The organism is Mesorhizobium sp. LSJC280B00, assembly GCF_000502835.1.
Lineage (GTDB): Bacteria > Pseudomonadota > Alphaproteobacteria > Rhizobiales > Rhizobiaceae > Mesorhizobium.
In genome coordinates this window covers 1-1548 of sequence record NZ_AYVL01000106.1, presented here as the reverse complement: position 1 = coordinate 1548, position 1548 = coordinate 1, and the positions used below count along the sequence as shown (strand labels likewise).

1 pseudogene is annotated in these 1548 nt (G+C 62.4%); it reads right to left on the bottom strand.

The features are described 5' to 3' along the window. Positions 1 to 1548, bottom strand: a pseudogene (locus tag X773_RS73475) (dihydropteroate synthase); the annotation flags it as partial.

Genomic DNA, 1548 nt, shown 5'->3' with positions numbered 1-1548 from the left:
GATCGATAATCTCGTAATTGTTGCAGGCCAGCACGACGCCGACGATGTTCTTGCCGATGTCGTGGACATCGCCCTTCACCGTCGCCATCAGGATCTTGCCCGCCGTCTGGCGCTCGCCATTGTCGATGCCATTGGCGGTATTGGCCAGCTTCTCGGCCTCCATATGCGGCAGCAAGCCGGCCACCGCCTGTTTCATCACCCGCGCCGATTTCACCACTTGCGGTAGGAACATCTTGCCGGCGCCGAACAAGTCGCCGACGACGTTCATGCCGGCCATCAGCGGGCCTTCGATGACATGCAGCGGGCGCTCGGCGGCCAGCCGCGCTTCCTCGGGTCGGCATCGATGAATTCGGTGATGCCGTTGACCAGNTGCGTTCGGTGGCGGTGCCGCCGCCTTTCGGTTGACGGTTGTTGACGACATCCTCGCAGGCTTCGCGCAGGTCGGGATCGATGGATTCGTAGACGGCAAGCTGTCCGGCGTTGACGATGCCCATGTCCATGCCCGCCTGGATAGCATGGTAAAGGAACACCGCATGCATGGCCTCGCGCACCGGCTCGTTGCCCCTGAACGAGAAGGACAGGTTCGACACGCCGCCTGAGATATGGACATGCGGCAGCGTCCCGGTGATCTCTCCCGTCGCCTCGATGAAGTCGACGCCGTAATTGTCGTGCTCCTCGATGCCGGTGGCAATGGCGAAGACATTGGGGTCGAAGACGATATCCTCGGGCGGGAAGCCGGCCTGTTCGGTCAAAAGCTTGTAGGCGCGGGTGCAGATTTCGACCTTGCGCGCTTTGGTGTCGGCCTGGCCGTCCTCATCGAAGGCCATGACGACCACCGCCGCGCCATAGGCGCGCACGAGTCTGGCATGATGCAGGAATGCCGCCTCGCCTTCCTTCATAGAGATGGAGTTGACCAGCGGCTTGCCCTGCACGCATTTCAGGCCGGCTTCGATGATCTCCCATTTGGAACTGTCGACCATGACAGGAACACGGGCGATGTCCGGCTCGGCGGCGATCAGGTTGAGGTACTCGACCATCGCCTTCTTGGAATCGATCAGGCCCTCGTCCATGTTGATGTCGATGATCTGCGCGCCATTGGCGACCTGGTCGCGCGCCACGTCGAGCGCGGTCACATAGTCGCCCGCCGTGATCAGCTTCCTGAACTTGGCCGACCCGGTGACATTCGTGCGCTCGCCGACATTGACGAAGGGAATCTCGTCGGTCAGCGTGAACGGCTCCAGGCCCGACAGGCGCATCTTGCGTTCGATCTCGGGAATGGCGCGCGGCGGATACTTTTTGACCGCCTCGGCGATGGCGCGGATATGATCGGGTGTCGAGCCGCAGCAGCCGCCGACGACATTGACCAGCCCTTCCCGCGCAAAATCCTCGACCTGCGCGGCCATGAATTCCGGGCTCTCGTCATACCTGCCGAATTCATTGGGCAGGCCGGCATTCGGATAGGCGCAGGTGAACGTATCGGCGACACCGGATATCTCGGCCAGATGCGCGCGCATGGCGTTGGCGCCGAGCGCGCAATTCAGGCCGATG